This is a genomic window from Bifidobacterium lemurum (assembly GCF_014898175.1).
GTDB classification, from domain to species: domain Bacteria; phylum Actinomycetota; class Actinomycetes; order Actinomycetales; family Bifidobacteriaceae; genus Bifidobacterium; species Bifidobacterium lemurum.
Genome location: NZ_CP062948.1, coordinates 1,068,564 through 1,091,687, shown reverse-complemented (window position 1 = coordinate 1,091,687; position 23,124 = coordinate 1,068,564). Strand labels below are relative to the sequence as shown.

The 23,124-nt window shown below is 62.1% G+C and carries 16 protein-coding genes; 8 read left to right on the top strand and 8 right to left on the bottom strand.

The genetic code is table 11. The annotated features are described in order from the left end of the window. Positions 1-9 precede the first annotated feature (9 nt). The 6 genes from gyrA to dnaA form a co-directional block, all read right to left on the bottom strand. Positions 10-2,781: a DNA gyrase subunit A gene (gyrA, locus tag BL8807_RS04070; protein ID WP_072724428.1), complete on the bottom strand. Its 2,772-nt coding sequence runs from the start codon at positions 2,779-2,781 to the stop codon at positions 10-12. Positions 2,782-3,058: 277 nt separating this feature from the next. After that, entirely contained in the window at positions 3,059-5,089 is a 2,031-nt protein-coding gene (gyrB, locus tag BL8807_RS04065) for a DNA topoisomerase (ATP-hydrolyzing) subunit B (protein ID WP_094637536.1), read from the bottom strand. A 332-nt stretch (positions 5,090-5,421) separates the two neighbouring features. Continuing rightward, complete coding sequence (locus BL8807_RS04060; protein ID WP_072724431.1) at positions 5,422-5,889, bottom strand: DciA family protein; 468 nt, start codon at positions 5,887-5,889, stop codon at positions 5,422-5,424. Next, a complete protein-coding gene (gene recF, locus BL8807_RS04055) occupies positions 5,889-7,199 on the bottom strand; it encodes a DNA replication/repair protein RecF (RefSeq protein WP_072724433.1) in 1,311 nt (436 codons plus the stop codon). The genes BL8807_RS04060 and recF overlap by 1 nt, the downstream gene beginning before the upstream one ends. Positions 7,200-7,203: 4 nt before the next feature. Beyond that, entirely contained in the window at positions 7,204-8,328 is a 1,125-nt protein-coding gene (gene dnaN, locus BL8807_RS04050) for a DNA polymerase III subunit beta (protein WP_072724434.1), read from the bottom strand. Positions 8,329-9,099: 771 nt separating this feature from the next. Further along, positions 9,100-10,599: a chromosomal replication initiator protein DnaA gene (gene dnaA, locus BL8807_RS04045; protein WP_072724436.1), complete on the bottom strand. Its 1,500-nt coding sequence runs from the start codon at positions 10,597-10,599 to the stop codon at positions 9,100-9,102. Between the two features lie 329 nt (positions 10,600-10,928). Between dnaA and rpmH the strand changes: the two genes are divergently transcribed. From rpmH to BL8807_RS04005, 8 genes are all read left to right on the top strand, one after another. Beyond that, positions 10,929-11,063: a 50S ribosomal protein L34 gene (gene rpmH / locus BL8807_RS04040; protein ID WP_007054596.1), complete on the top strand. Its 135-nt coding sequence runs from the start codon at positions 10,929-10,931 to the stop codon at positions 11,061-11,063. A gap of 23 nt (positions 11,064-11,086) precedes the next feature. Beyond that, the gene (gene rnpA, locus BL8807_RS04035) at positions 11,087-11,437 is read left to right on the top strand and encodes a ribonuclease P protein component (RefSeq protein ID WP_072724438.1); all 351 of its coding nucleotides are present in this window, start codon (positions 11,087-11,089) and stop codon (positions 11,435-11,437) included. Continuing rightward, positions 11,434-11,736, top strand: coding sequence for a membrane protein insertion efficiency factor YidD (gene yidD / locus BL8807_RS04030; RefSeq protein WP_072724439.1), 303 nt, complete (start codon positions 11,434-11,436; stop codon positions 11,734-11,736). The genes rnpA and yidD overlap by 4 nt, the downstream gene beginning before the upstream one ends. Before the next feature lie 11 nt (positions 11,737-11,747). Further along, positions 11,748-12,752, top strand: coding sequence for a membrane protein insertase YidC (yidC, locus tag BL8807_RS04025; RefSeq protein WP_072724442.1), 1,005 nt, complete (start codon positions 11,748-11,750; stop codon positions 12,750-12,752). A gap of 171 nt (positions 12,753-12,923) precedes the next feature. Next, positions 12,924-13,481 carry a Jag family protein gene (locus BL8807_RS04020; RefSeq protein WP_072724444.1) on the top strand — a complete coding sequence of 186 codons (558 nt, stop codon included), beginning with the start codon at positions 12,924-12,926 and terminating at the stop codon, positions 13,479-13,481. A 67-nt stretch (positions 13,482-13,548) separates the two neighbouring features. Next, positions 13,549-14,214 (top strand): 16S rRNA (guanine(527)-N(7))-methyltransferase RsmG, encoded by a 666-nt coding sequence (gene rsmG / locus BL8807_RS04015; RefSeq protein WP_072724446.1) that lies wholly within the window; start codon positions 13,549-13,551, stop codon positions 14,212-14,214. Between the two features lie 269 nt (positions 14,215-14,483). Continuing rightward, positions 14,484-15,428: a ParA family protein gene (locus tag BL8807_RS04010; RefSeq protein ID WP_072724506.1), complete on the top strand. Its 945-nt coding sequence runs from the start codon at positions 14,484-14,486 to the stop codon at positions 15,426-15,428. After that, a complete protein-coding gene (locus BL8807_RS04005; protein ID WP_072724448.1) occupies positions 15,425-16,822 on the top strand; it encodes a ParB/RepB/Spo0J family partition protein in 1,398 nt (465 codons plus the stop codon). Before BL8807_RS04010 ends, BL8807_RS04005 begins: the two co-directional genes overlap by 4 nt. An 87-nt stretch (positions 16,823-16,909) precedes the next feature. Here the strand turns inward: BL8807_RS04005 and BL8807_RS04000 are convergent, their stop codons facing one another. Next, positions 16,910-20,950 carry a murein biosynthesis integral membrane protein MurJ gene (locus BL8807_RS04000; protein ID WP_072724450.1) on the bottom strand — a complete coding sequence of 1,347 codons (4,041 nt, stop codon included), beginning with the start codon at positions 20,948-20,950 and terminating at the stop codon, positions 16,910-16,912. After that, entirely contained in the window at positions 20,947-23,070 is a 2,124-nt protein-coding gene (locus BL8807_RS03995) for a DUF6049 family protein (RefSeq protein ID WP_370737541.1), read from the bottom strand. The genes BL8807_RS04000 and BL8807_RS03995 overlap by 4 nt, the downstream gene beginning before the upstream one ends. Positions 23,071-23,124 lie beyond the last annotated feature (54 nt).

The following is a 23,124-nucleotide window of genomic DNA, read 5'->3' as shown; positions in this document are numbered from 1 at the left end:
TCGCGACGATTATTCGGCGCTTTCCGGGTTGTTCACATTCTCAGCAGACTCGCTCTGCCCGGAAGCGGTAGATGCGGCAGATGCGGTGGATTCCGTGGCGTCCGTGGCTTGCGGGGCATCCGCCGCGGCCGTCGTCGCGGTGGATTCCGCCGTATCCGCGCCCGCTGCCGCCGTCTCGCCCGCGTCATTGGCCGCGTCGTCGTCATCCTTCTCCGCGTTCAGCGCGATGGAGATGATCTCGTCTCCCTTGTCGGGCTTGGCCAGCGTCACGCCTTGGGTGTTGCGGCCGGTGCGCTTGACCTCGGCCACATCGGAGCGGATCACCTTGCCGGACTTCATGATGGCCATCACCTGATCGTCCTCCGAGACGACCAGCGCGCCGACCAGTGAGCCGCGGCCCTCGGCCAGCTGCACGGCCTTGACGCCGAAGCCGTTGCGGCCCTGCAGGCGGTACTCGCTGATGGCCGAACGCTTGGCGAAGCCCTCGTTCGTCACCACGAGCAGATCCTTGTCGGTCTCGCCCCACACCACGTCCATGGCCAGCAGCTCGTCGCCTTCGCGGAACTTCATGCCCTGCACGCCTGCGGTCTGTCGGCCCATCGGGCGCAGCTGGTCGTCGTCGGCGCGGAATTTGAGGCTCATGCCGAGCTTGGAGACGAGGATGATGTCGTCCTCGGCGTTGCACAGCTGGGCGCCGATCAGCTCGTCGGCGTTCTCGCCGTTCTCGTCGGCCATCAGACGCACGGCGATCAGACCACCCTGACGCGGCGAATCGTATTCGGCCAGCGCGGTCTTCTTGATCTTGCCGCTGCGGGTGGCGAGCACCAGATACTTCGTCACCTCGTAATCCGGAATGGACAGCACGGTCTGGATCGTCTCGTCGGGGGCGAACTGCAGCAGATTCGCCACATGCTGGCCCTTGGAGTCGCGCGACCCCTCGGGCAGCTCGTACGCCTTGATGCGGTACACGCGGCCCTTGTTGGTGAAGAACAGCAGCCAGTTGTGCGTGGAGGTGAGGAAGAAGTGGTCCACCACGTCGTCCTCGCGCAGGCGCGTGCCCTTGATGCCCTTGCCGCCGCGATGCTGGGCGCGGTATTCGTCGGCCTTGGTGCGCTTGATGAAGCCGGAGTGCGTGACGGTGACCACCACGTTCTCCTCGGCGATCAGGTCCTCGACGTTCATCTCGCCGCTGAAGGGCAGGATCTTGGTGCGGCGCTCGTCGGAATACTTGGCCACGATCTCGTCGAGCTCGTCGCCGATGATCTTGCGCTGGCGCTCCGGCTTGGCGAGGATGTCGATGTAGTCGGCGATCTTGCGCATCAGCTCGTTGTGCTCGTCCTCGATCTTCTCGCGTTCGAGGGCGGCGAGACGGCGCAGCTGCATGGACAGGATCGCGTCGGCCTGGATCTCGTCCACACCGAGCAGCTCCATCAGGCCGGTGCGCGCGGTCTCCACATCCTTGGAGGCGCGGATCAGCGCGATGACCTCTTCGATCATGTCGAGGGCCTTCAGATAGCCCTGCAGAATATGGTCGCGCTCCTCGGCCTCGCGCTTCAGATACGCGGTGCGGCGGGCGATCACGTCGAGCTGGTGGTTCACCCAGTGGCGGATGAACGCGTCCAGGCTCAGCGTGCGCGGCACGCCGTCGACCAGCGCGAGCATATTCGCGCCGAAGGTCTGCTGCAGCTGGGAATGCTTGTACAGGTTGTTGAGCACGACCTTCGGCACGGCGTCGCGCTTGAGCACGAGCACCAGACGCTGGCCGGTGCGGCCGGAGGTCTCGTCGCGCATGTCGGCGATGCCTTGGATCTTGCCGTCGCGCACGGCCTCGCGGATGGAGACGACCAGTCGGTCGGGGTTCACCTGGTAGGGCAGTTCGGTGACCACCAGGCACATGCGGCCCTTGATCTCCTCCGTGTTGACCACGGCGCGCATGGTGATCAGGCCGCGGCCGGTGCGGTAGGCCTGTTCGATGCCCTTATGCCCCAGGATGGTCGCGCCGGTGGGGAAGTCCGGCCCCTTGATGCGGGCGATCAGCGCCTCGAGCAGTTCCTCGCGGGAGGCGTCCGGGTGGTCGAGCGCCCAATGCACGCCGTCCGCCACCTCACGCATGTTGTGCGGCGGGATGTTGGTCGCCATGCCGACGGCGATGCCGGACGAGCCGTTGACCAGCAGGTTCGGGAAGCGCGCGGGCAGCACGGTGGGCTCCTGCGTCTTGCCGTCGTAGTTGGGCACGAAGTCGACGGTGTCCTTGTCGATGTCGCGCACCATTTCCATGGACAGCGGCGCCATACGGCATTCCGTGTATCGCATGGCGGCGGCCGGGTCGTCGCCGGGGGAGCCGAAGTTGCCCTGGCCGTCGACCAGCATGTTGCGCATCGACCAGCTTTGGGCCATACGCACCAAGGTGTCGTAGATGGCGGAGTCGCCGTGCGGATGGTACTTGCCCATCACGTCGCCCACGACGCGCGAGCACTTGTTGTAGCCGCGGTCGGGGCGGTAGCCGCCGTCGTACATCGCGTACACGACGCGGCGGTGCACGGGCTTCATGCCGTCGCGCACGTCCGGCAGGGCGCGTTCGACGATGACGGAGAGCGCGTATGCCAGATAGGATTCGCGCATCTCCTTCTGCAAATCGGTGGGCTGGATGCGCTCACCGCTCATCAGACCGTAGTCGGTGTCGTCGGCCTCCTGCGGGCTCAGCGGTTCCAGCGAGCCGTCCGGCACAGGCTGTTCGGCGGCGTTCGACGTGATGCCGTCGTTGGTGGTTTCGTCTGCCAAGGTTGTTCCTTACTCAAGTGGTGGGTCCGGTCCATCGGTTCCGGAACTGTCCCTGTCATTCCGGACTTCTTCTCGTCATCCCGAGCGGAACGAAGTGGAGTCGAGGGATCCCTCGACTTCGCTCGGGATGACGGGTGGCTCGTTCGGGATGACGGATGGGCTGCGGGTGGTTGCGTTTTGTTATAAGGATGGCTCCGTCGGCACGGGAGTCCACTGGACTCCCTCTTCGGCCGACTCGCGCGTGATCGCTTATATCTTTCCGAAGGAAAGATTGCGATCACGCATCAATGAACCTCGCGTCATGGGCGTTGCGTTGGATGAACAGGCGGCGCGGCTCCACTTCGTCGCCCATCAGCATGGAGAAGGTCTCGTCGGCCGCGGCCGCGTCCTCGATGTGGATCTGCTTCAGGATGCGGCGTTCGGGATCCATGGTCGTCTCCCACAGCTCCTGGTAGCTCATCTCGCCCAGACCCTTGTAGCGCTGGATGCCTTCGCCCTTGGGCAGCTGGCGGCCGGCGGCCTTGCCTTCGGCGAGCACGCGGTCGCGCTCCTTGTCGGTGTAGACGAAGTCGTGCGCTCCCTTGGTCCACTTGAGTCGATAGAGCGGCGGCATGGCCACGTACACGTAGCCGGCGGTGATCATCGGCCGCATGTAGCGGAAGAACAGGGTCAGGTTCAGCGTGGCGATATGGGCGCCGTCCACGTCGGCGTCGGCCATGATGATGACCTTGTGGTAGCGCACCTTGGAGATGTCGAAGTCCTCGCCATAGCCGCCGCCGACCGCGGTGATCAGCGATTCGATGGTGTCGGACTTCATCATGCGGTCCAGGCTCGCGCGCTCGGTGTTGAGGATCTTTCCTCGCAGCGGCAGGATGGCCTGGGTGATCGGGTTGCGGCCCTGGATGGCGGAGCCGCCTGCGGAATCGCCCTCCACGATGAACAGCTCGCACTCCTCCGGATTGCTCGACTGGCAGTCCTTGAGCTTGTCGGGCATGCCGGCGGATTCGAAGATCGACTTGCGGCGCGTGTTCTCGCGCGCCTTTTTGGCGGCCAGTCGCGCGCGAGAGGCCTCGATGGCCTTCTGGATGATGTTCTTCGCCTCGCCGGGGTGGGCGTCGAACCAGTCGCCGAGCTTGTCGGTCATCACGCGCTGCACGAAGGTCTTCGCCTCGGAGTTGCCGAGCTTGGTCTTGGTCTGGCCTTCGAACTGCGGGGTGGTGAGCTTGACGGACACCACGGCGGTCAGGCCTTCGCGCACGTCGTCGCCGGAGAGGTTCTCGTCCTTCTCCTTGAGGATGCCCTTCTCGCGGGCGTAGCGGTTGACCAGCGAGGTGAGCGCCGCGCGGAAGCCCTCCTCGTGGGTGCCGCCTTCGGTGGTGGAGATGGTGTTCGCGAAGGTGTGCACGGCCTCGGAGTAGGCGGTGGTCCACTGCATGGCGATCTCCGCGGAGATGCCGAGCTTCAGGTCCTCGGCCTCGAAGCTGATGACCTCGGCCTCCACCGGATTGGATTTGCGCGACTTGACCAGATAGTCCACGTAATCCTGGATGCCGTTCATGTACTGGTAGGTCACGGACTGGTGCAGTTCCTCGATGACGTTCTCGCCGTCGCCGGTCACCTCGTCGCCGGCCTGGTCGGCCTGGCGTTCGTCGGTGAGGCTGAGCTTCAGGCCCTTGTTGAGGAAGGCCATCTGCTGGAAGCGCGAACGCAGCGTCTCGAAGTCGTAGACGGTGGTTTCGAAGATCTTCGGATCGGCCCAGAAGGTCACGGTGGTGCCGGTGGACTCGCCCTCGGCCATCGGCTCGCCCTTCTTCAGACGGGCGGTGGGCTTCTGGTCGATGTAGGTCTGCGTCCAGTGGAAGCCCTGGCGGCGCACCTCGATGTCCACGCGGGTGGAGAGGGCGTTCACCACGGAGATGCCCACGCCGTGCAGACCGCCGGACACCGCATATCCGCCGCCGCCGAACTTGCCGCCGGCGTGCAGCTTCGTCATCACGGTCTCCACGCCGGAGATGCCTTCGCCGGGCACCTCGTCGACGGGGATGCCGCGGCCGTCGTCGACCACGCGGATGCCGTTGTCGGGCAGAATCGACACCTCGATATGGCTGGCGTATCCGGCCAGCGCCTCGTCGACGGAGTTGTCGACGATCTCGTACACCAGATGGTGCAGGCCGCGCGGGCCGGTGGATCCGATGTACATGCCCGGTCGGATGCGCACGGCCTCAAGGCCTTCGAGCACGCGCAGATCGGAGGCGTCGTAGTGTTCGGGAGTCATGGACTCGTCGAGTTCCCCCTCTTTGAGCTCCATGGTGTTGATGTGTTCGGTGGCAGCGTTCAGTTCGTCTTCTTTGCTTGCCGCTTGTTCCTGCGAATCCGCCACAGGTTGTCCTTCCTGCCTTCGTATGAAGGGTTATCACCAAGGCATCTCGCCCCAGAACGCACAAAATCGGCCCTCAGAGCGTTTTACCCATACTGCGTGATATTCTACTCGTCCGTGGGGACGTTGCCATTACAGGCCCGTTTTCATCGTAAGCCTTGTATACAAACCCTTTTCGGCCGATTTGCGACGTCCATTCAATCGCGCGATGGTCGGGATGATGCGGAGTGGTGCGGGCGGCGCGGTCGGATTCCGCCGACGGCTTAGCGCACCCACCGCCGCTTGAACTGCATGCTCGCCGGCCCGGTGACTTTGATTTCGCGCACCTCGAGTCCGGCGAGCCGTTCGCGCACGGTGTCGGTGAGCTGCGGGATGAGATAGGTCAGTTGGGTGGCCCATACGCCGGTTTCGGCGCGGATGACGAGCACGCCGTCGACGAAGCTGGCGACATGCGAATGCCGGGCGATGTCCTCGCCGACCACTTGGTCCCAATGGTTGCGCAGTCTGGCGACCATCAGATTCGTGTTCCAGGTGGGGTCTCCCGAGATCTGCGTGAGCACGGCGCCCAATCCTTTGGGATCGCGCCCGGCCTTGCCGAAATTCTCCCAAGCCTCCTCACGTCGGCGTTTGCGGTCGCGCAGCAGGTCGCCGCGTTTGACCAGCCGCTCGAACACCTGCGCGGGGAGTTTGTGTTCGTCGAGATGCAGGCTTCTCACCACCGGCGGTTTCATCACGCCGCCCGCCCTTCGCCGGACCGTTCGATGACGGACCGTTCGACTTCCGCCCCGGCGGACCGTTCGTCGGACCGTTCGACTCCGGCCCCGGCGGACCGAACTTCGCGGGCGCGGGCGTCGGCGTCATCAGCGACCCGACCGGAATCCTCAGCGACCGCCGTCTCGTCCGCATCGCCGCCGACCAGCGACGCCACGTCGATCACATTGGCGCCGGGCAGCTCGGGCATATCGCCGGCCGCGGCCACGGTGATCAGCACCTGCGGCTGCCCGGCCGCGAATTCCATGATCTGGTTGCGCCGATATTCGTCGAGTTGGGCGAACACATCGTCGAGGATGACGATCGGCGTGACGTCGGTGTCCTGCGCCACGGTTTCGAACAACGCCATTTTCAACGCCAACGCCATGGTCCACATCTCGCCGTTGGAGGCGTATTCGCGGGCGGCCATGCCGTTGAGCTCCAACGCAAGATCGTCACGCTGGGGCCCGATCAGGTTCACGCCCCGCGCCACCTCGCCGGGGTAGATGCGCTGGAAATGCTGGGATATATGGGGGCCGGGCTCGTCGAAGGCCAGCACTTCGTCGAAGGATGGGTCGTAGCGCAGGGCGGCCTGTTCGGTGTCGCCGGCCAGTTCGGCGTAGATGCGCGCGAAGGGCCCGGCCAGACGTTCCACCACCGATTGACGGCGTTTGGTCAGTTCCACGCCGGCTTCGATGAACTGTCCGGTCCAGATCTCCAATCCGGAAAGCGCCGCGTCGCGCATGGTCGCGCCCACACCGTCCGGTCCGGAGGCGTTGCGGTCACCCAACTGCTTGAGCAGGGTGGCCCGCTGTCGTCCGATTTTCGAGAAGGTCTGCGTCAGGGCCGCGTATCCGGGCGACAGCAGCACGCCGGCCTGGTCGAGAAAACCACGGCGGGTGGCCGGATCCCCCGCCACCATGCGCTGGTCCTCCGGTGTGAAGGTGACGCATGGAACGCGTCCGACGATGTCGCGCATATACACGCTGGCGCCGCCGTTGACCCGTCCGCGGTTCGCGCCGCGCGAGGCGATGGTGATCTCGTAGGTGGTGGTGCGGGCCCCGTCCTCGACGTTCGCGCGGACCACCGCGCTGGTCTGCCCCCGCTCGATCAGCGGCAGGGAGGATGAGGCGCGGTGGCTGCCGCCGGTGGACAGCACCTCCACCGCTTCGACGATATTCGTTTTTCCCAATCCGTTCCGCCCTTGCAACACGTTCACTCCGGGGTCCAGGTCCAGTACGCACTGGTGCCAGGAGCGGAAGCGGTCAAGGGCGAGACGGGAGATGTGCATGGGTTCAGCTGTTGAAGCGCATCGGCACCAGCAGATAGCGGTAGTCCATGGATTCCTCGGAATCGGCTTCCTGCTGTCCGTTGAATTCGACGGGCTTGACCGCGGTGGTCATCTTCATGCGCACGAAGGGCTCGGTGATCGCGTTCAGGCCCTCGACCAGATAGGAGGGGTTGAAGGCCACGGTGATGTCGTCGCCGTCCATGTCGATGTCCAGCGTTTCGGTGGCCTGGGCCTCGTCGACCGCGCCCGCCGACAGGGTGAGCTCCTGGCCGGAGAAGACCATGCGGATAGGGGCGTCGCGTTCGGCGACCAAAGCCACGCGCTTGATCGCGCCGATCAGCGACTGCTTGTCGATGATGGCGTGGATCGGGTACTCGTCGGCGAACAGACGGTCGACCGCGGGGAATTCGCCGTCGATCAGCTGCGAGGTGGAGACGCGGCCCGCGTTTTCGAAACCGAGCAGCGAGGGGTTCTCCGCATCGAAGTCGATGACCACGTTCTGGTGTTCGTTGAGCGAACGGGCGATGTCGCGCAGCAGGGAACCGCGCACCAGCGTGGTGGTGGTCGTGTCGATGCTCTGGGGGGTCCACGAGAAGCTGGCGCGGGACAGGCGGAAACGGTCGGTGGAGGTCATCACGACCTTGTCGCCCTGGAATTCCACGCGCACGCCGGTGAGCACCGGGCGGTTCTCCTCGCGCGAGACGGCGACGGAGGCCTGGGCGATGGCCTGCATGAACGTGGGGGCGTCGACCTGGCCGAGCTTGTCCGGAACGGCCGGCAGATCCGGATACTCCGTATCGGGCATGAGCTGCAGCGTGAACGTCGACTTGCCGGAGCTGATGGTCAGCGTGGCGTCGGAGGTTTCGAGATAGGTCTTCTCGCCGGCCAGCGACTTGGTGATGTCGGCGAGCAGTTTGCCCTGCACGAGCACGGAGCCGGCCTCGTCGATGCCGGCCTCGATGTGGTCGCGGGCGGAGATCTCATAGTTGAAGGCGCTCAGACGCAGGGTGCCGTCGGCGGCTTCGATGCGGATGCCCGCGAGGATCGGATTCGACGGACGGGAGCCGATGACGCGGGTGGTCCAGGCCACGGCTTCGGCCAGTGCCGCGGAATCGATTTCGACTTTCATGGTGCCTCGTTTCGCTTCGATGGTGCTGTGAACATTCTAGCCATGGGCTGGGCAAGTCGGGAACGCTTGTTGGTCGGGCTGTTGTTGCGATGATGATGAACTTCTAAGTACGGTAAGTAGTCACAACAATAAGGGCTGTGGATAGTGTGGATAAGTGGCTGAGCGCGGCTGTTTGCAACGCTTCACGGTAACTCACATAATGTGGATAACTCCTGTATAAAATGTGGATAAGTAGCCGAGTTATCCACAGCCCTTTGCTCGATTTTGAGTTATCCACATTCGAAGCGGAGTCATGCACGGGTTATCCACACTAATTCATAGGGTATTCCACGAGTTATCCGCCGAGTTTACCCACATTTGTGAATAACCATGTGGATAACTTTGAGTCCGAGAAGGGTGGATCATCGGCGTGTTGCGGCGAAATCGAGGAGCGGAAACGGCCCTCGTCGAGCACGATCCATCCAGGAAACGAAAAAAGCCCGTTTTTCGTCTGTGAGACGGATTCTAAGAGATTTCGTGTCCGAACGGATTTCTCCGTCGCTCTGAGCGACCATTTTCGCCATCCTGAGCGGAGCGTTCCTTTTGTCGGAATATTCCTTCTTCCGTCGTCTTGGGAGATGCTTCGACTTCGTTGCGCTCCGCTCAGCATGACGAATAGCATTACCAACGTCATTCTGAGCGGAACGAAGTGGAGTCGAAGAATCTCACGCGACAATCGCTCTGAGTTTCGTGAATCTTGCTCTACCGGCTTTGATGAGTAAAGAAAAACGCTTATTCGCCGGAATGTTGCTTCAACCGCATGGTGAGCTCCATAACGTAGTTATAGACCTCGGGTTTCTCCTGCATATCCGTGCTGACGCGGTTATAGGCGTGCATCACCGTGGTATGGTCCTTGCCGCCGAACACCTGACCGATATCGAACAGGCTCATGCTGGTCATCTCGCGCGAAAGATACATGGCGATCTGTCTGGCCAACGCCACGTTCTTCGTACGCGCGCGCCCGACCAGATCGTCGAAGGTGAGATGGAAGTATTTGGCGACCTGCCCGATGATATCGGCGGGCTTGATCTCCACGTCCGTGGTGAAGAAATCCTGTAGCGTCTGTTCGGCCAGCGGCCGGGTGACGGGCTGGTTGCTTAAGGACGCGACCGCGGAGACGCGGGTGAGCGCGCCCTCCAGTTCGCGGATGTTCTCGGTGAAGCGTTCCGCGATCAGGTCGAGCACGTCGTTGGGAATCTTCGATCCGTTGATCGAAGCAATCATGCGCAGAATCGCGATGCGCGTCTCCAGATCCGGCGGCTTGACGTCCACGGTCAGGCCGGATTCGAATCGCGAGATCAGGCGCGCCTCGAAGCCTTTGAGGTTCTTCGGCGCCACGTCGGAGGCGATCACGATGCGCTTGTTCGCCTGATGCAAGGCGTTGAAGGTATGGAAGAACTGGTCGAGCGTGGCTTCCTTATTGCCCAGGAACTGGATATCGTCGATCAGCAGCACGTCGACCTGGCGGTAGCGCCGGTTGAACTCGTTGATCTGGCCCTGGTTCTTGCTGGGGTCCTGCAACGCTTCGATGAATTCGTTGGTGAACTCCTCGCTGGTGACGTACCTCACCTTCAGCGAGGGATCCTTGACCAGAGCGTAGTTGCCGATGGCGTTCAACAGATGGGTTTTGCCCAAACCGGAACCGCCGTAGATACACAACGGATTGAAATCCTGCCCCGATCCCTCGGCCACCGCCAACGCCACGGTTCTCGCGAAGCGGTTGGAGTCGCCGGGCACGAAGGAGTCGAAGGTGAAGTTCTTATTGAGATGGGTTTCCGGATCGCGCTCCACCCTATGCCCCACCGAATACCGCGGTTGGGGTTGCGGTTCAGGCACGGAGACGGTCGGCTCCGGCATGGTCTTCGCCGATCCGAAGGGATCGTGCCCCATATCGTCGAGCGAAGGCGGGGTGGTGATGGGGAACGACGCGTCAATCCGGGGTTCGGGCTCCACTTTGGGCGGCGCCACTTTGAACGCGGGGAACATGTCTTGTCCGGTGGCCAGCTTCAACGCGCTGAGCAAGGGGTCGTTCAATTCGCCCTGCAACGCGGATAACGTGGCGTTGTTCTCGACGCACAACACGATGGTCGGTCCGAACACGCCTTCCGCGACCACTCCCTCCAACCATCCGCGATGGCGGGGAGTGAGCGAAGGTTTGGCCTTCATAATCGCCAAAACATCCGACCATATGCGCGCCGCTTCGACGGCGGGGTCATTCGGCTGATCTGCCATAGTGGCCCTTCCTCTCGAAGCAGAACATGAAACACGAAGTAATACAGTAGGCTATGTTTACTCTTTTTTCTTCGAGTTATCCACCGGCGCGCGTGTTGGAATAGCCCAAATGTGAATAACATTCGTGTAATTTGTGGATAACTTTTCATCCCATTGGGGCGGTTTTCCAACGAAACCACACCTCATACCCTTTTAGGGACCTCTTATGAAATGTGAACGACCTGTCTGGGATTTTGACTTCAGGGCAGGGGTGAGAGTACCTTGGTAGAGCTTGACTCACGTGAGAGCCGCGCGTAAGCGTGGCTGAATGACCTAGGAGACTAAGAACCATGAAGAGGACCTTCCAGCCGAACAACCGTCGTCGTCACATGAAGCACGGCTTCCGCCTGCGCATGCGCACCCGCTCCGGCCGCGCCGTGATCAACCGTCGCCGCGCCAAGGGCCGCAAGTCCCTCTCCGCCTGATCCGTTCGGTTCGGCACATTCAAGTGGAGCGGCTGAAAAGCCATCGTGACTTTGTCACCGTACTCAAACGGCGTCGTAAAGTATCCCGGAACGATATCGTCGTGCACTTTTTGGTGCGCGACGATTCCAGTTCGTTGCGGGAACGGCGTCTGGGACTCGCGGTGTCCAAATCGGTTGGCAATGCGGTCGCCCGCAACGCGGTGAAACGTCGTTTCCGCGTGCTGGCCCGTCAATACGAGAACGAGCTGCCTGAACGATGCGATGTGGTGATGCGGGCCAAACCTTCGGCCGCCGCCGCTTCCTTCCAATCGTTGGATGAGCAGGTGCGTTCCTCGTTCAGCGCCATCTCCAGAAAAACGGCGGATGCGCGATGAGTGCGACGGCGGAGCGGTTGATTCGGGCGGTGCGTTGGTATCAGCGCCACTGGTCGGCCAACCGTGCCATGCCCTGTTGTCGGTATTACCCCAGTTGCTCCAATTACGCGATCGAAGCGTTGCGACGTTACGGCGCATGGCGAGGCGGCGTGTTGGCGGTGATGCGCGTGTTGCGATGCAGGCCGTGGAGCCGAGGTGGCATTGACGATGTTCCCCAACGATATTCCGTGTTGTACCGTTTCCGTTGGTCGAAAGCCCACGAAGAGCCACGATTGGCGCCGTTGCCGGTTGATAAGTAGAGGATTCCATCATGAATACAGATCAATTCCTTCTGGATAGCGGCTTTTGGGGCTGGCTGTACAAGATTCTGACGCCGGTCGAGTGGCTGATGACCCAGATTATGGATATCTTCCATAATCTGCTGGTGGCCATCGGCATGAATCCGGTTGGCTTCTCGTGGGTGCTGTCGATCATCTTCCTGGTGCTGGTGGTGCACGCCTGCATCTTCCCCATCTACTACAAGCAGATGTTGTCGATGCGCAATATGCAGGCGATCCAGCCGAAGATGCAGCGCATTCAGAACAAGTACAAAGGCAAGACGGATCAGGCCAGCAAAGAGGCCATGAGCCGCGAGATGATGAAGCTCTATCAGGACAACAACGCCAATCCGGCCGGCTCGTGTCTGCCGATGCTGGTGCAGGGGCCTGTGTTCATGTGTATGTTCTACACGCTTTCGGCCATTCCCTATATCGCCCAAGGCAAGCGTGACACATTGGGCGCCTTCGACGTCGAGACGGCGCAGCAGTTCTCGCAGACCACTGTGTTCGGCGTGAATGTCACCGACACCTTCAACAGCTCCGCCGTGCATGGCAAGATCATCATCGGCATCTTCGTGTTCCTCATGTGCGCCTGCATGTGGTTCATGCAGTACAACAACATGAAGCGCAATATGGCGCCGAACGCCGGCAATAAGCAGGCCGAGACCATGCAGAAGATGATGCTGTGGGTGTTCCCCGTGATGTACATCTTCTCCGGTATCGTCATGCCGTTCGCCGTGTTGGTCTACTGGCTGACCAACAACATCTGCAACTTGCTGCGCTCCATGTGGCAGGTCTACGCCTTCCCGACTCCCGGCTCGCCGGCCGCGGAAGCAAAGAAGGTGCGCGACCACAAGCGCGAAAACGAGAAGCGCGCCCGCACCGGTCAGCCCTCGCTCGAAGAGGAAGCGCTGATCAAAGCCAAGGAAGAGGCTGAGCGCAAGCAGACCCAGGGCTATCAGCGTCAGCAGCCCCAGCGCAAGCGCAAGAAGAAATGACTGTGATATGGCCGCCGAAATCTTCGGCGGCCATGACTATATAACTGAACATCGATCGCGATGGTGTTTCACGTGAAACACCATGTGTTCCACAACGGTCGGCATTGTCGACCCGGAACACGACTAGACTGAAATGCTATGGACTTGACCGCCGCATAAAGGAGTATTGATATGGCTCAAGATGATGAGAGGACGATCGATCAGCTCAACGACGAAGCTGATATCGCCGCGGATTATTTGGAGGGCTTGCTTGATATCGCCGATTACGAAGGCGACATTGAGATGGGCGTGCGCAACGGACGTCCGATGGTGCAGATCGTCGCCGATGACGATACCGACATCAAGCATCTGATCGGCAGCAACGGCGAAGTGGTCGATGCGCTGCAGCAACTCACCCGCCTTGCCGTGCAGCAGAAAACCGGCGAACGGTCGCATTTGATCGTGGACGTTGACGGTTTTCTGAAGCGCAAGCGCCAGCGTCTGCGTGACATCGCGTTGGATGCCATCGATGAAGTGAGGGAGACGGGGGAGCCGGTGGACCTGAAGCCGATGAATTCCTTCGAGCGTAAGGTCGTGCATGATGTGGTGCGTGATGAGGGATTGAAGTCCCGTTCCCACGGTGAAGAACCGCGTCGCTATGTCACCGTATACCTCAAGAATTCCGCTGACTCCTCCGGAGTGGCCGATGACATCGTCGACGAATCGATTGAGGATTCGATCGACGAGTAAGAGGTTTCACGTGAAACATCGAGGGAGTCGCTGACTCCCTCTTTTGCTGAATATCGGAAGGGGATCCATGACCGATCAACTTGATGCTTCGCCGATACTTGAGGAGGTGTTGGGTGAAGCGCTGCCTGCGATGAAGATGTTTCACGTGAAACTTACCAACGAAGGTGAACCGCGAGGGCTGATCGGCCCCAGGGATGTCGATATTCTCTGGGAGCGGCATATTCTTAATTCGGCCGCCATCGTGCCGTTCATACGTGAAACAACCGCCGGTCGATCCAATGCCACGGTGGCCGATATCGGCAGTGGTGGTGGATTCCCCGGCATCGTCGCCGCCGCTTGTCTTCCCGAATGCGGATTCACGCTGGTCGAACCTATGGAACGGCGCGTGGAATGGCTGAAGGAATGCGTGGAAGAATGTGGGCTGCGAAATGTGACCGTGGTGCGCGCCCGTTCCGAAGAGGTGATCGCCGACATCCGCAAGCATCGCGCCCGTCCTTTTGATGTGGTGACCTGCCGTGCGGTGGCGCCGATGACGAAACTTTCCGGATGGACATTGCCGCTGTTGAAACCGCTCGGACGTTTGGTGGCGTTGAAGGGGCGCTCGGCCCAAGCGGAACTCACCAAAGCCTCGCAGGAGATTGCACGCTATGGAGGTCTGCGTCCCAGGGTTGTGGAAGCGCCGGTCGGGGATGGATTGGAGCCCACGCATGTGGTGCTTGTGGACAAGCGATGAGCGAGTTATCCACATTTCATCACACTGAAAAAACTTATCCACAATTTTGCACAGTGTTGTCCACCGAGCAAAAAACATTGAAAAATCAACGATTGTAAGAGGGGCTAGTTCAGGATTTCCACGCTTATAAGCATAGTTATCCACAGTTATCCACATTCATGTGGATAACTGTGGATAATGGACGTGCATGTCCATACGCATAGGAACACTGGAACAAGTCCCATGGTCAAGGAGGTACGATGACTGGCTCGCATGATACGTCGAAGCCGATGGAATCAGCGTCGGATACGTTGCAGCGTATCTTCGACAGCGACTCGTCGTCGGTGGGCATGCAGATGGCCGAGGAGTCCTCTCGCTATGCCGCGCTGAAGCATACCAAGTTCCCACGTCCGGCCCGCACCCGTCGCATCGCCGTCGCCAATCAGAAAGGCGGAGTGGGAAAAACCACATCAACGGTGAACGTCGCCGCCGCTCTTGCCGACAACGGCGCGCGCGTGCTGGTGATCGACATGGATCCGCAGGGCAACGCCTCCACGGCGTTGGGCATCGACCATGCCTCCGGAAATCCGTCGGTATATGAGGTGTTGGAAGGCCGTCTTCCCATGGCGGATGTGGTGACCACCTGTCCACAGCTTCCCGCTTTGGATGTGGTGCCCGCCTCCATCGATCTAAGCGGCGCGGAATTGGAAGTGGCCGATCTGCCGAACCGCAACACACTGCTCAAAGAGGCTTTGGACGTCTATCTTGACGCCACCGATACGCATTACGACTATGTGTTCATCGACTGCCCGCCCAGTTTAGGTCTGCTGGTGATCAACGCCATGTGCGCGGTCACCGAGATGATGATTCCCATCCAAGCGGAATACTATGCCTTGGAGGGGTTGGGGCAGCTGATCAATACCATCGGCCTGGTGCAGCAGCATTTCAATCCCGTCCTGCTGGTATCCACCATGCTGATCACCATGTTCGATAAGCGTACCTTGCTCAGCCGCGAGGTATTCGCCGAGGTGAAGGGCCATTATCCCAGCATCGTGCTTGATGCGACGATACCCAGGACGGTGAAGATATCCGAAGCGCCGAGCTTCTCGCAGAGCGTGGTGACCTACGATCCCAAAGGTATGGGTGCCATCTCCTATGGTGAGGCGGCATTGGAAATTGCACGTCGTTCCCCGAGCGTTTTGGAGGCGATTGATGCGAGGAGGAATAACGCATGACTTCGAAATCCCGACTTGGTAAAGGACTTGGCGCGCTGTTCCCGGCATTGCCCGGAGAGAATCCGCCGAACGCCACGGCGGCGCCGATCGAGACGATCAAGTCCGAGTCGAGCGTGGCTGAGCCAGTGGTCGCCGAACCTGCCGTGAAGAAGGCGGTCGAACAACCGGAATCATCTGCGCAGACGGATTCCAAAGAGTCGACATCCGTCAAAGCCGCGCGATCCAAACGCGCCGCGATGCCGGCACTCGATGAGATGGCTCATCCCAGTGATCTGTTCTTCGGTACCACAGCCGCGTCGAGCACGGCCGCGGCTGATGGAGAAACCGAATCATCGGCATCCAAATCCGGTGCGAAATCCACCAAGCGGTCCACGAAAAAGGCCTCCGCTGCCAACGAAAAACCATCCGTCAGTGATGTTTCACGTGAAACATCAACACAGGATGCGGCCGAAAAAGATGCCTCCGAGCCTGAGCTGAAGCCCGTCGAAGGTGGTTATCTGGCGGAATTGCGTCTCACCGACATCGGCCCCAACGCTCACCAGCCACGAACGGTGTTCGATGAGGACGATTTGAACGAGCTTGCCGCATCGATCACCGAAGTCGGCGTGCTGCAACCCATTGTGGTGCGTCGCCGTCCGGCCGAACAGGTCGCCTCCGTGCCGGAATCCGGCGATCGGGAAACCGAATCCGACGGCAATCCTTTCGCTGGGAAGATGGACAGCCCTTACGAGCTGATTATGGGCGAACGTCGTTGGAGGGCGTCGCAGCTGGCGGGTTTGGAGACCATTCCGGCCATCGTGAAAACCACCGCCGATGACGATATGCTTCGCGACGCTTTGCTGGAGAACCTGCATCGTGTGGCGCTCAATCCTTTGGAAGAGGCCGCGGCATACCAGCAGATGATCGACGAATTCGGTTTGACGCAGGCTCAGCTGTCGAAGTCGGTGTCCAAATCCCGTCCGCAGATCGCCAATACGTTGCGTCTGCTGAATCTGCCGGTGTTGGTGCAGAAGAAGGTCGCTGCCGGGGTGCTCAGCGCCGGTCACGCGCGTGCGCTGCTGGGATTGACTGATGTAGAGGAGATGGATAAGCTCGCCACACGCATCATCGCCGAAGGACTGTCGGTGCGCAGCACCGAAGAGATCGTGGCCATGAAGGTGGCGGCGGGGGAGCAGCCCAAGAAGGCGAAAACCAATAAGAACAATCCTTGGGCCGGATCACCCATCCAGCAAAGCCTGGAGAATCACTTCGACACCAAAGTGGCCATCAAAGGCACCGCCAAGCATGGCCGCATCGAAATCGTGTTCTCATCCCCGGAGGATATGGACCGCATCCTCGCGCTCCTCGTTCCAGGAAACGAAGCCGCCGCCTCCACCGATTCCCAGTGGGTGTAGTCCTCCCATCGTCTCAATTTTAAAAGGAGCCCGCCTTGCATTCCAAGGCGGGCTCCATCGTAAGAGGCAACGAGGTGCAGGAGGTGATTAGAAAACCTCCACGCGCTCGATGTAGAGCTGGTTGTCAGGCAGGCTGTCCATTGGCACCCACAGCAGCAGATCCTGCGTGTTCACCACCTTGGTGAATCGAACCTCGGTGGTGCCGCCCTCCGCGAAGGTGAAATCGGCAACCTGCTCGCCTTGGGTGGGATCCGAGTCGCTGTTGGCGATGATATATCCCCTGCCGCCCGAGGAGCGGATGGTGATCGTCATACGGTAGGTGTCCTGCGGCTGGTCAAGGTGCATATGGAATGCGAAGCCCTGCTGGCCGGCGGGATTGGTCAGGAATTCCTGGCTGCTGATGGTGAAGGCCGTATTGTTCTCGTGGCGCGGTTGCGGCACGGCGCCCACCTCTCGGTCGGCGGTGATCGGCGTGGTGGACCCGGTCGTGCCGTCCTGGTCTGAGTCCGTATCCGCGTCCGTATCGGCGTTCGCGTCGTCGGCTCCGTCGGAGTCGTCCGCGCTATTCGATGTCTGATCGCCGGTATCGCTCGAGTCGGCGGTATCGCCATCGCCCTGCGAGGTGCTGCTGTCACCGAAGGGAACCTTTTCGAGGTCCATTTCTGGCCAGTTGGAGCTGCTGCTGTCGGAGGTGTCGTCGACGATGCCACCGGTGTTCGGCTCGGGTTGCAGGGCTCGCACGGCCAGGAAGGCGGCGGCGATGATCAGCACCGCACACACGATCACCACCACCAGTTTGGTGGTGAGACGGCCGAACAGGCGCTCGTCGGCAAGCGGTTCGTCATCCGGCGTATCGGGCTGTTCCGGCTGCTGGGTCGGAGTGAAGCTCGGCGGCGTGGGGGTGGCGATCGCCGCTTGGCTGCGACGCTGTTCCTCCTCCAATTCCAGCTGGGCCGTGGACATCGGCACCATCGGCTTGGGCTGTCCGTCCTCGCCGATCACGGGGATTCGGCTGGTGGACTCGACCGCCGAGGTGGGGGTGATCAGCGCGGTGTCGTCCATACCTCCGATGGCGATGGGCACGGTCAGTTGCGCGCCGTCCGCTACGGTGGCCGGAGAGGTGCTGTCATTGAACTCGGGATACCAGTCGTCGGAGGTCTCTTGGGTGCCAAGGGTGAAGTCCCAGGAGCTGAAACCGTGATTCTGGGCGAATGCCTTCGGCTTGGCCAGTACGTCGGGCCTGGAATCGTCGGAGTCCGCGGCGCCGAAGGAGGTTGACATAGTGTCAATCGAGAGGTCGGGCATACGCTCCGTGCTGATCATGGACTCCGAAAGCTCATGAATGGACTCCGGATCGACGGGCTTCAGCGGCACCTGCTGGATGGAGCATCCGCTATCGCTCAGCGGCAGCACGATATCCCGTTCGTCCAGCTCATGCAACGGGGTCCACTCGCCCAGCAGCGCATCCAGCTCGGCGAAGGACTCCATCGCCAACTCGTTGGCGTCGATATCCTGCGTGGACAGGCCTCGGCGCACGATCAAACGGAACTCACCGGGAATATCCCAGGAAAGATCCCGCACCATCTCCGCTGTGCACTGGTCGCTGGGCGTGCGCGTCAGCATCGCCACCAGCAGCGCGGCGATCTGGTGGATGGCCGTTGCGCTGGTCACGGTCATATCGAAGGAATCAGCCTCGCCGGACGCGGTCAGAGCGGCGGAAGGATCCGCAATCATCGGCGCCAGCGGCGCGTCGGCCAACTGGAGGCCGGCGGAGGTGAGACGAACCGTATCGGTGGTCAGACGGATCGCGGGCACGCCGGCGCTGACCAGCGGACGCGCGGCCTGTATCAGCTCGCCCAGAATGGAGCGGATGGCGGCATGGCTGAGCGGCTGGCGGTCCAACCGCATGTAGTCGCTTAACGAGATGCCCTCGTCCAGTTTGGTGACGATCAGCGACGACTGGATGTTCTGATGCAGCTGCAGCACCCGCACATATTGGCGGTGCTGCAACGCGGCCATGCCCGACGCGATGGTGTTGACGGCCTGCAACGAGGTGCCGTCGGTGACGATGAAAAGCTGGCAATCCTGAGCCAGCATACGGTCGTTCGCCCGCCAAGCCTGCACACCGGGTTCGTCGCGTAACAGCGACACCAGGGTGTAGCGGCCGATGATGGTATCTCCCAGCTGCGGTTTCATAGTGTTCTTCGACTCCGTTATGTGATGTTCTGCCGGCCCTTGCGGCATCGCTGGTGTCATTTTAGCCGTGGGACTGGCCGTTTGGGGCGGAAGATCGCCGGAATGTGACGTATCGGGGGTAGCGTCTCCATCGCCGTTCCCGCCATCGGTGGCGGCGGGAACAACGGGGGTGGAGGGAACAACGGTGGGGGCGGCCTCGTCAGTGGAGAGGGCATCGTCGTTGGGGGCGGCTTCGCCGGCCTCGGAGGCGGTGTCGTCGACGTCACCCGTCGCGCGGCGGCGGCCCAGCTTGCCCATCACCATATCGACGATGCCCAGCAGCTCCTCGGAACGCGTCAGCCAGAGCACGCCCACATACGCCACGGTGATCACGATGGTGAGCAGCACGCACAGCCCCACGGCCTGAAACCAGTTCATGGTGCCGTCGTCCGCGTTCAGCCGGACGCCCAGCAGCGACTGCGCGGGACCGCTGACCAGACGTCCCGCCACGATCGCGACCGCCGCCGCAAGCGCCGCTTTGCCATAGGTCATGGCGATGCGCCTGCCGTCCATGGTTCCTCCGAAACGCTTGCGCAGACGGATCACCAGCAACGGGAAGGCCATCAGATAGGAGATGACCACCGAAAGGGCGAAACACCACACCCATCGGGTGGGGTCGACGAAGGTGGTGGCGAGAAGGATGATCGTCAGCTGGATGACGGAATACAGCGTTTGGAACAGGAAGGGCGAGCGTCCGTCCTCAAAGGCGTAGAACGTGCGCTGGATGATGATGAACGCGCCGGTGATGGGCAGCGCGAACCCCAGCGTCATCAACGGCGAGGCGATCAGCAACGCCTCCTTGACGCTGATGGAGGGCAGCAGCACCAGCGTGATCGGCGCCGGCATCACAGCGAAGGCCGTGGTGAAGAACAGCATCAGCACGCCCACACTGCGCAGCGAATAGCTCAGGTCGGTCCTGGCCGAATCCAGACGCCGCTCGGCGATCGCGGCCGAGATCTTCGGGAACACGGCCGTGCTCACCGAAACGGCGATCAGCGAATACGGCAGGATGTAGATGGTGAAGGCGTTCTGGTAGGTGGCGTTGCCGGCCACGTCGTACAGCGAGATGCCGGTGGCCTCATGGGCCGCGGCCGGCGCGCTGGACATGATGCGTGTGTTCACCATGGTGGTGATCTGGTCGACGATCACGATGGCGAAGCTCCATGCCGCGACCGGTCCCATAGCGCGCAGGCCGATGCCGTGGACGCCCCAACTGGGACGATACCGGATGCCGGCGCGGCGCAGGGGGATGAACAGCACCAGCGCTTGGAAGGCCACGCCGAGCGTCCATACGCCCGCGGTCATCGTCACCTTATCGGCGGTCCAGAAATCCAGCGGCTGTTCGTTGGCTTTGCCGAACAGCAGGATGAAGGCGGTGAATCCGGCGCAGCTGATCACATTGGCGCCCACCGAACTCCACGCGTAGGTGGCGAAATGGTTTTTCGCGGCCAGAATCTGCCCCAGCACCGTGTATAGGCCGTAGAAGAAGATCTGCGGCATGCACCACAGGGTGAACGCCGTGGTCAGCGCCAGCATGTCCTCGCCGCCGCTGACGTACAGTCTGGTGAGCAGCGGGGTGGCGACGGCCATCAGCAGCGTGATGCCCAGCAGCAGGGTGATGGCCAGGGTGATGAGCTTGTTCAGTCGTTCTTCGGCGTCGCGCTCCTTCAACGTGCGCACGATCTGGGGCACCAGCACGGCGTTGAAGATGCCGCCCGAGATCAGCGTGAACACCGCCTGCGGGATCATGGTGCCGGCCTGGTAGGCGTTGGCGGCGAGACCGGTGGTGCCCATGGCCGCCGCCAGCAGGATCGTGCGGAGCTGGCCGGTCACGCGCGAGGCCGCGGTGCCGCTGGCCATGATCAACGAATTGCGTCCTACGGAAGAACTCATGCGTTCGCATCCTTCTTGCGATGGAATTGGCGCCACAGGCCGAGCGCGCCCAGCAGCACGGCGAAGCCGATGATCACGAATCCGCTCATATCGCTGATGCGCAGCACGCTGGTGATGGGTGTGTTCTGGGTGGCGCCGAAGGCATTGCCGTCACGGTCCTGCAAGGCGATGGTCGCGGTGGCCGAGCCGGAGGTGGAGACGCGGATGGTGAAGGTGACCTGCTCCTCGCCGTTCGCGGGCACGGTGACGTCCGCGAGACGCGAGGTGACGATCTGCATGGAATCGGTCAGGGACGAGACGCGCACGCGCACGGCGTACGGCAGCGTGTTGTCGACGGTCACCGGCATCTGCGCGGATTCGCTCACCACGGTCACCGATTCGGAGGGTGTGATGGTCACCGCGCCGAGCAGCGAGCTCGACAGCAGCTGCATCCCTTCGGTCATCCGCGTGCGGGCGGCGCTGCCGTCCGCGGCCCCCAGCGCGTGCAGGGCCATGTCGTCATGCGTGTCCAGCAGCATGGCGATCCACTCGTCGGCGCTGGTCGATTCCCCGTTTTGCGTGTCGGCGTTGCCGTCGTCGGTGTCGTCCAGAATGGCCGTGCTCAGGCGCGTGATGTCGTTGCGGGTCGCGCTCAGCGTCGACAGCGTGCCCTCCAGCGCGTCCGTGGCGGCCTGCTCGCCGTTGTCGACCTGCTCCATACCTAATTCGTCGTACACGTCGGCCGTGGCCATCGTGTCCAGATCGGTGAGCGTGAGCCATGACGCCTGCTCCACGGCGCCCATCAGCTGTTCGATCCACTCCGCGTCGGCGTTCGCGTCCAGCGTGACCAGCAGATTACGGGAGGTGTAGGGCTGTTCCATCTGATAGAACGCGCTTTGCGCCATGAACCGCGCGAGCAGGCCCGCGTCGGTGGTCTCCGCGGCGGCCGTTTCGCTAAGGGCCTGCCCTTTGGCCAGCTTGCCCAGTTCGCGCTGTTCGCTGAGCACGGTCACATCGCCCGCGTCGGTGTGCACCACGTAGGTGCCGGTGTGCACGGTGTCGGTTTCGCTTTGGTCGAAGGACGAGGACGCGATCACCGTGTCGTATCCCTGCTGAGCCGCCTGGTTCAGCGCCTGCGCGCTCCAGTCGCGCTCGCCCTGCCAGGCGTAGGCGGCGGCCGACGCGCTTTCGTCGCCCAAAGCCTCGCGGTAGAGGCTTTGGGCCGCGTCCGCGTTCCACATATCGGTGGAGACGCCGGCCTGCGTGTAGGCGTCGGCGTCGCCGTAGGCGGCATAGTCGGTGATGTCGAACGCGCCGGGCTGGGTGACGCCCGCGACCTTCGGCGGCATCTGCACCGCGTTGAGGTATGAGGGGTCGGCGACGACCTGCAGCATCGGATGGTTGGCGAAGGCCTGTTCGCGGGCCTTGACGGCCTTGCTGTCGTCGCTGCCGAGGGTCACCGCCGTGGCCGCTTCGTCATCGGCGTCGCCGGAGACCAGCCCGTCGATCGTCTCGTCGTCGACCTGCCATTGGTCGCTGGTCAGCGGCATGGCCACGGTTAGTCCCATGGCGGGCGTCTGCTGCATGGACAGCCCGTCCGAGGAGCGGGTCAGGAAGGTATGGAGGAATTCGCCCGTTCCGTCCTGCGGCTGATAGGCGATGCGCAGCGGCTTGGGTCCCCATGTGACGATGGCGGCGAGTGCGGTCTGCGCGCTGTCCACGTCGAGACTCACCGTGGCGGATTCGCCGACGGCGAGGGCGGGGACCTGAACCGATCCCAGCTCGTTGGGGGTGGGGATGCTCGCCTGTCCGTCGGCCCAATCCTGGATATCCGTGCGCGAAACGAAGGTGTACGACGCGTTGGTGGAGACGCTGAGGGTGCCCGCCGGCAGATCCTGGTCCGACCGGTTGGTGATGGTGGCGACGAGATGGTAGCCGGAGGTCGCGCTCACCACGGCGGTGGATTGGTCGATGGCGATGACGTCGGCGCCGGAATCGTCGGCGCTGGTCTGCGCGTCCTCGGTTTGGGCGGAATCGGTTTGCGCGGAGTCGTCCTCATCGCCATAGGCGGCCAATGGGGTTCCGAGCGCGCCGATGGACAGCGCCAGCGCGCAGATGCACGCGCATGCGGCGGCGCCCAGCCGGTGGAATCGTGATGCGTTGCGGTCTCGTCCGTGCGTGGGGAAAGCGGGTAG